A 6439-nucleotide genomic window follows, 5' to 3' on the forward strand; every position below is an offset into this window, starting at 1 on the left:
GTTGCCCCGCCGCCGTTTGGGACCCCCGCTTCAGATAACGTCCTGACGTTTATCCTGTCGTCTCCCCTTTACGAATGCGCTTTCCGTTCGGTTGTACCGTGACGCTTGGGCAATACGCTGAAATTGTTTTGCTGCGTTTTAAACGCGCAATTCTTTACTTAATTGATGAATTTCGGCATTATCTTGCCGGTTCAAAACTTGGTAGTGATACCCCAGAGGATTAGATGGCCAAAGAAGACAATATTGAAATGCAGGGTACCGTACTTGATACGTTGCCTAATACCATGTTTCGCGTAGAACTGGAAAACGGTCACGTGGTAACTGCGCACATCTCCGGTAAAATGCGCAAAAACTATATCCGCATTTTGACGGGCGACAAAGTGACTGTTGAACTGACCCCGTACGACCTGAGCAAAGGCCGCATTGTCTTCCGTAGTCGCTAATTGTTTTCGCCTGTAATGGCAGATGAATATTAAATAAGGCCGGGATATTCCCGGCCTTATTTTTTTGTCAGGACAGTCGATTATTTGAACGATTTTTCTAAGCTGCCTGTACGGCAGTGCACAGTTCCTTTCTGTACCGCAGCATGTCGCTGTGTTTCTAAGCTGCCTGTACGGCAGTGCACTTACCTGCCGCTTTTGTTGCTCACTCCATGCCTTTCTAAGCTGCCTGTACGGCAGTGCACCGGGTGGCGCTGAGAATGACTGACGAAGTCCATTTCTAAGCTGCCTGTACGGCAGTGCACGATATCAAAAACAGCTATGACGCGGCGTTACCTTTCTAAGCTGCCTGTACGGCAGTGCACAGCGGGCGCTTGAGGCTGTTCTCTCTCATGCCTTTCTAAGCTGCCTGTACGGCAGTGCACTTACAGATACTATAGCTCCGTTCGTGGTTGTTTTTCTAAGCTGCCTGTACGGCAGTGCACCTTTATGTAATGACCACGCAGGACGGCGTGAATTTCTAAGCTGCCTGTACGGCAGTGCACTTCTAATGTTAGCCAGGCAGCTATAAGCATCAGTTTCTAAGCTGCCTGTACGGCAGTGCACGACGAGAACGACTCGCTTGGCGACCGGGTGCATTTCTAAGCTGCCTGTACGGCAGTGCACCCCAGGGCGTCGTAAATACTGCTCACGCCGTTTTTCTAAGCTGCCTGTACGGCAGTGCACATTCGTTGAGGGTTGGTGTGAAAATGGCTTACATTTCTAAGCTGCCTGTACGGCAGTGCACCATTAGCTCTAGCACTGTAATTTGCAGGCAAATTTCTAAGCTGCCTGTACGGCAGTGCACTTCTATTTGGATTGTAACCGCATAAGTCCTTTTTTCTAAGCTGCCTGTACGGCAGTGCACTGGAATAATAGCTCCACACCAACATGATTTTCATACAAAAAAAGCTAAACGCCCTCCTCTTACCCTTTTTTCTCGCCAATTAAAAATGCATATTAAAATCAATACATTAATTTCTTATCGAAAATTAGGGTCAAAACCCACTCTTTCATAACCCACTCAGCACAAAAAATACCCATTCCCTGGCACCTGACAAATGACTATACTTATATATGACAAATGACATTATTCGGGAGGTATCATGAGAACATGGGTCCCCGCACAAAAACCTGCTGACAACACGCTGTGGCGCTACGCTGGTTTACCTGCAAACAGAGGTATGCGGCTGATTGAGTATCTTAATCAAGGATTACCCGTCAGCGTCCTCGACAATATTCACGAGTGGACGGACATGTCGAAAGCGGAGATTTTACGCGTTACGGGAATCAACGAGCGTAACGTTGCCCGCCGCAAAAGCGCAGGCCGGACGCTGACGCCAGACGAGAGCGAGCGTGTGGCACGCTTCGTTCGGGTACTGGATGCGGCTGTCGACTATTTCGGCAGCAAAGAAGAGGCATGGAACTGGTTGCAGCTACCGGTGCGCGGGCTTGGGAACGTTGCGCCTGTCGACCTGATTGCTACGGAAACCGGTGCGCTGGAAGTCACCGACTTGATTGGTCGACTGGAACACGGAGTGTTTGCATGATTTTTTATCGTATGGTGACAGAACGTTATGCCAGCGAGGCATGGAGTGGTAGTGGTGCAAACCAGTATGGCGGACGCTGGAATCATAAAGGCCATCCTGCCGTGTATGTCTCCACCTCCATCTCGCTGGCTTCACTGGAAATTCTGGTGCACGTCAGAAAAGATACCGTGCTGAATCAGTACCAGCTTTTCAGCATTGCTATCCCGGACGATCAGATCGATTACCTGGATAAAGCGTGGTTACCGGACGACTGGCAGGAAAATCCGGCGCCGGTTTCGACAATGGATCTGGGAACCGGTTGGTTACAGGCTAGCGGTGCCCTCGCCCTGATTTTACCTTCTTGCATCATTCCCTATGAAAACAATGCCATACTCAATCCATTGCATCCTGCATTCCACAAGGCACTCAATTCTGTTGAGCAACTCCCTTTTAATTTTGATACCCGTCTTGCAGAAAAAACCGCACCCTGAAAGCTGATGCGGCTGTGATTTATCAGAACCAGGGAACTGTCGCCGTCGCGCTGAGTCCATAAGTCGAAAACAGCCCAACCACAGGTGCGGGAAGCAGCTCACCATGACGGATAAAGAGCCTGAAAGACTGACCTGTTGAGAGGCTACGTAAATTAAGCCAGGGCAAATCGGTCCGCGCTTCCTCCATTGTACGTATCCTTTCCTGCGCCTCTTCTTCGGTTATCCATCCTTTCTTTACCGAGCGACGCATAAGCCGTTGCGCGCTGCTTTTCACCTGGATCCGGGATACGCATCGCCAGCGGTTTACCTCTGGCACGGCTTTAATTGCCGTGCACAGGCAGTAATCGTTTAGCCCTTTCCGCCATGTCAGCGATTCGAGTTCGCTTAACGCCTGGCGATCGCCATGCAGGCGTAACACCGCGCCAGGCTTGATGCCGTGAGCAGGGAAGCTAACGCCAATATCCCCCTTCCCCCGCAAGCCCAGCGCACGATGCAGTTTGGCCATCAGCGCGGCCATCAGCATCTCCTCGCTAAACTCCGGGTCGGGCAGGACGCGGATCTCAATGTAGTGATCCATAATCACTCCTTACTCGCCCTTCTCGCCGAAGACACCGCCCCGGATCAGCACGGCCATCACGTAATGCTGCTGCTCAACGTCGGGTTTCTGCCCTTTCGTCACCCAGCTATCAAGAAGCGTGTAGAAATCCATTTTCTCTTTCGGCTGACGGCAGGCCACGCCGCGGCTGGTGACAGAGCCATACGGCTCAACGGCTATCGCGCCAAGCTCATCCACTTTTGGATGCCAGGTATCGATCGTCCGAATCGCATTGCCGATTTTCTGCGAGTGCATGCCAGCGATATTATCCACCTGATACAACAGGCGGCTCTTACTGCTGTTGCTGTCCAGGACCAGCTCCTGCGATGGGAAAATCTCCTGTCCGGCACCGAGAAGCACCTGCGCCTCTACATTAAGTAGCACAAACCCTTCCCCGCTAAGCCCTTTTTCAATTTCCTGCGCCAGGGCGTTTAGGCTCGCGTCGCTGGATGAAAAATCTCGCAGCGCATAATTGTACGCATCAAACGTCCACGCCTTACTGCCCGTCACGTTCACGATGATTTTTTCAGCACCAACGCGGTTACGCCATAAAAAACGTCCGTTCGCCAGGTTAGTTGCGTAGCGGCGCGCCAGTTCTGCAAAACCATGCTCGCTGATGTAGCCGTCAATAACCTGCTGAAGTTCATCCTGATAGGCGCGGTCATTACATACGGAAGGCGTGGATAAATTTCCCAGCACGCGCAGGGTAAACTTCACCTGTAAGGTATCCGCGTCTGCGGGCAGCGCTGCCACATCCACCCGCTGGAGGTTAGCTTTCTGGATCTCAGCATCCAGTTTTGCCGGATCGTTGGTGAGCGCGTTTTTCAGGCGGTTGGAAATGGTGCCACGCACCGCTTTTTCCTGAATGCGTATCGGTTGCCAGGTCTTACCCTGCCAGTTTCCTGCAAACATCACCGCATCCGACGTCGCCAGTTTACGTTCAAATGCCAGTACAGATGCCGTTTTAACGGCAGTTGGAGCCTTTGCCATAGCTAAATCCTTTTTATTTTGAATGTGCAGATGTCACTGGCGCGCCCGCGCCCTGACAGTAGTAGCCCGTTTCTGTCGTATGAAAACGCCAGAAAATTTCATCAAGAGACTGGATCCGGTGCAGGCCGCACCACTCGCCCACGCCATACACTGCCTCCGTAAATGCAAATGGTGTTTCTGCATCACGTGCGTTGCTTACAACGCCAGGGGAATAGAGTTCGGAAATCCGCTGATAGCCAGTCATTAAGGGCACCAGATAACCGGGGTTTGGTTTCGGAACATAGTGCCAGCTTGCTGGCTCGCCTTCGCGCATGTCGCCCTCCTCCGGCGTTTCAGCCTGAAACTTCAGCGCAGCGAAATCGAGCCAGGCATCGAGCATCGTGGTGTTGGGATCGTTTTCCAGAAGCGTTTGATAATGTTCCCCCAGCCAGCCGCTGCGATCGCGTAAGGCAAAACCGGGCATCAGCTGCCACTGCAACCGACACAGGTCACGGCTGTTGGACGGCATCGCCATGACGGTAATAGCCTGAATATCGACGATAATGCCACCCGCCAGCCTGAGCGTCGGGCAAACTTGCCGGAGATGCTCTGCGAGGTCGCGCTGCCCGTATTCGCCATTAGGGATCTCCCCATGGCATTCCAGCAGCAACGAAACCGTCATATGCATGCGCCCCTCTTCATTAAAGGAGGCCGTTTTCGCGTCACGGGTAAGCGGATTGCGCGTCAGGGCAAACTGATAATCACGACCGGACGTATGCGCGTGGATCTGGTGCTCATGGCTGACGACAGCACAGCCATCAATGTTTAGCCCGTGCGTTTCCTTCAGCTTGCGAGATAACGCATGGGAAAATCCCAGAAAATGGGTGATGGCCGGAAAACCATACGTCAGGCCCGCAATGGCGTTGGCGTTTTCAACTCTGATACGACGAAGCAGGATCAGTGAGCTCATTTCAGCGCCTCCTGAATGATTTTTTCCATCTCGCGGAGGTTGGAGCGTAAACGTTCGCGGGTTTCCCATTCACGTTTTTCCACGGCGCCTAAATCCGGCATCGCCTTACGCAGACGAGCGTTCAGCCACAGGGCAAAATCTTCTGCCACTGCGTCCTGCCAGTCGTCTTTTTCTCGCTCAAGTCGGAAGGCCTCATCTGTTTTTGTGCGCCAGGGATCGAGCCAGAGTTGTTGATGTGGTTTCAGATCCGGGTTGTTGAGCGTCCAGTTCTGCCAGCCTTCACGTTGAAGTTCAGATGCAATTTCGAACAGCAGATCGATAAGCATATTGATATAGCCATCACGCGCTTCACGAATACGAAAGCTGGTGTAATCGCCCGTTCTCGTCAGCAAGGAAACAAGCAGCTGAATGTGATTCCTGGCACGACGGTCAAATTGCCCACCCGAGGCGAAAACAGAACGCAAATGCGTTGGCGGCTTTTCTGCCCTTTTCCACTGCGGCGGCTGGCAGGAAAGCAGCCAGCTACGTCCACCGCGCACGCTGTTGAGATAGGAAATATTTTGCGGTTTAGTGCCACCGAAGTGTATTTCCGCTGAATCAGGGAAAAGCGTCAGCAGAGTGGGATGCCATGTTTTCTCGCGTCGTGCTTTCCAGATCGCTTTAACCTCATCGCCAAAACGGTAGGCAATCATTTTCTGATGCATGGCGTGAACAAGCGAGGTGGCAAATAACGGGCTTAAGAGGTGGTAACCTTCTCCTACCGGAAAATATCCCTGTTTCGCCAGCTTGTGCGAAGCCGGTTCTCCGGAAGTTAACGCACGGGAAAACCCGTCAATCCACTCCATCAGTTGATTTTCATCATCGGTAAAAGCGGCCAGCGCAGCGCGATCGCCTCGTTTCAGGCTTGCCAGAAGGGAGTCGCCACCCTCTACCCGCGTTTGCATTAATTTCGCGACATCCAGCGCCGCGGCGTTGCCCACCGCATCCGGTTCCAGACCTGACAGCGTCGCGGTGCTGAGATACCCTTCCTGCGCCACTGCCTCGCTGTAGATACTGCTGCTTTTTGAATCCCCGTGGGTAAACTTCGCCGCATGGGTCACGAGGTTAATTTGTCCGGCCCGCTTCGCGGCATCCGTCAGCCATGCTTTCGGTTCATAGCGAAGTTCCAGCTCCCGGCGTTCGGCTGCAAGCGTTGCGCTATCTGTGTCGCTGCGCTTTGCGGCTTCTTTATCAAATGCTTCCAGCTTTGTTTGCCGTCGTCCGGCAATATAAGTTGAAAGAAATAAGACTAAATCTCCTTCCTTCATAATCCACCTTAATATTAAGTCTTTCCCATAACTCTTATTTATATATATTAAAAAACCATAATTAATATAAATTCCCTGAGTAAATGAAAAGTATAATCA

7 protein-coding genes and 1 CRISPR repeat array are annotated in these 6439 nt (G+C 52.0%); of the genes, 3 read left to right on the top strand and 4 right to left on the bottom strand.

Annotation, left to right across the window (positions count from 1 at the left end; translation table 11 throughout):
* The first annotated feature begins 224 nt into the window (after window positions 1-224).
* The 3 genes from infA to INF58_RS20235 all read left to right on the top strand — a co-directional run bounded on the left by infA (window position 225) and on the right by INF58_RS20235 (window position 2499).
* The gene (gene infA / locus INF58_RS20225; protein WP_002211347.1) at window positions 225-443 is read left to right on the top strand and encodes a translation initiation factor IF-1; all 219 of its coding nucleotides are present in this window, start codon (window positions 225-227) and stop codon (window positions 441-443) included.
* Between the two features lie 94 nt (window positions 444-537).
* Window positions 538-1347: a CRISPR direct-repeat array (repeat unit 28 nt; unit sequence TTTCTAAGCTGCCTGTACGGCAGTGCAC).
* 238 nt (window positions 1348-1585) lie between these two features.
* Window positions 1586-2029: an antitoxin Xre-like helix-turn-helix domain-containing protein gene (locus INF58_RS20230; RefSeq protein WP_193528385.1), complete on the top strand. Its 444-nt coding sequence runs from the start codon at window positions 1586-1588 to the stop codon at window positions 2027-2029.
* Window positions 2026-2499 (top strand): RES family NAD+ phosphorylase, encoded by a 474-nt coding sequence (locus INF58_RS20235; protein WP_193528386.1) that lies wholly within the window; start codon window positions 2026-2028, stop codon window positions 2497-2499. The genes INF58_RS20230 and INF58_RS20235 overlap by 4 nt, the downstream gene beginning before the upstream one ends.
* A gap of 22 nt (window positions 2500-2521) precedes the next feature.
* Here the strand turns inward: INF58_RS20235 and cas6f are convergent, their stop codons facing one another.
* From cas6f to csy1, 4 genes are read right to left on the bottom strand one after another with little or no spacing between them, the layout of a single operon-like run.
* Complete coding sequence (gene cas6f, locus INF58_RS20240) at window positions 2522-3076, bottom strand: type I-F CRISPR-associated endoribonuclease Cas6/Csy4 (RefSeq protein ID WP_112792500.1); 555 nt, start codon at window positions 3074-3076, stop codon at window positions 2522-2524.
* 9 nt (window positions 3077-3085) lie between these two features.
* Entirely contained in the window at window positions 3086-4084 is a 999-nt protein-coding gene (csy3, locus tag INF58_RS20245) for a type I-F CRISPR-associated protein Csy3 (protein ID WP_193528387.1), read from the bottom strand.
* A 13-nt stretch (window positions 4085-4097) separates the two neighbouring features.
* Window positions 4098-5033, bottom strand: coding sequence for a type I-F CRISPR-associated protein Csy2 (gene csy2 / locus INF58_RS20250; RefSeq protein ID WP_193035941.1), 936 nt, complete (start codon window positions 5031-5033; stop codon window positions 4098-4100).
* A complete protein-coding gene (gene csy1, locus INF58_RS20255) occupies window positions 5030-6340 on the bottom strand; it encodes a type I-F CRISPR-associated protein Csy1 (protein ID WP_193528388.1) in 1311 nt (436 codons plus the stop codon). The genes csy2 and csy1 overlap by 4 nt, the downstream gene beginning before the upstream one ends.
* Window positions 6341-6439 lie beyond the last annotated feature (99 nt).

The organism is Enterobacter cloacae complex sp. P24RS (genome assembly GCF_014982165.1).
GTDB lineage: Bacteria > Pseudomonadota > Gammaproteobacteria > Enterobacterales > Enterobacteriaceae > Enterobacter > Enterobacter quasihormaechei.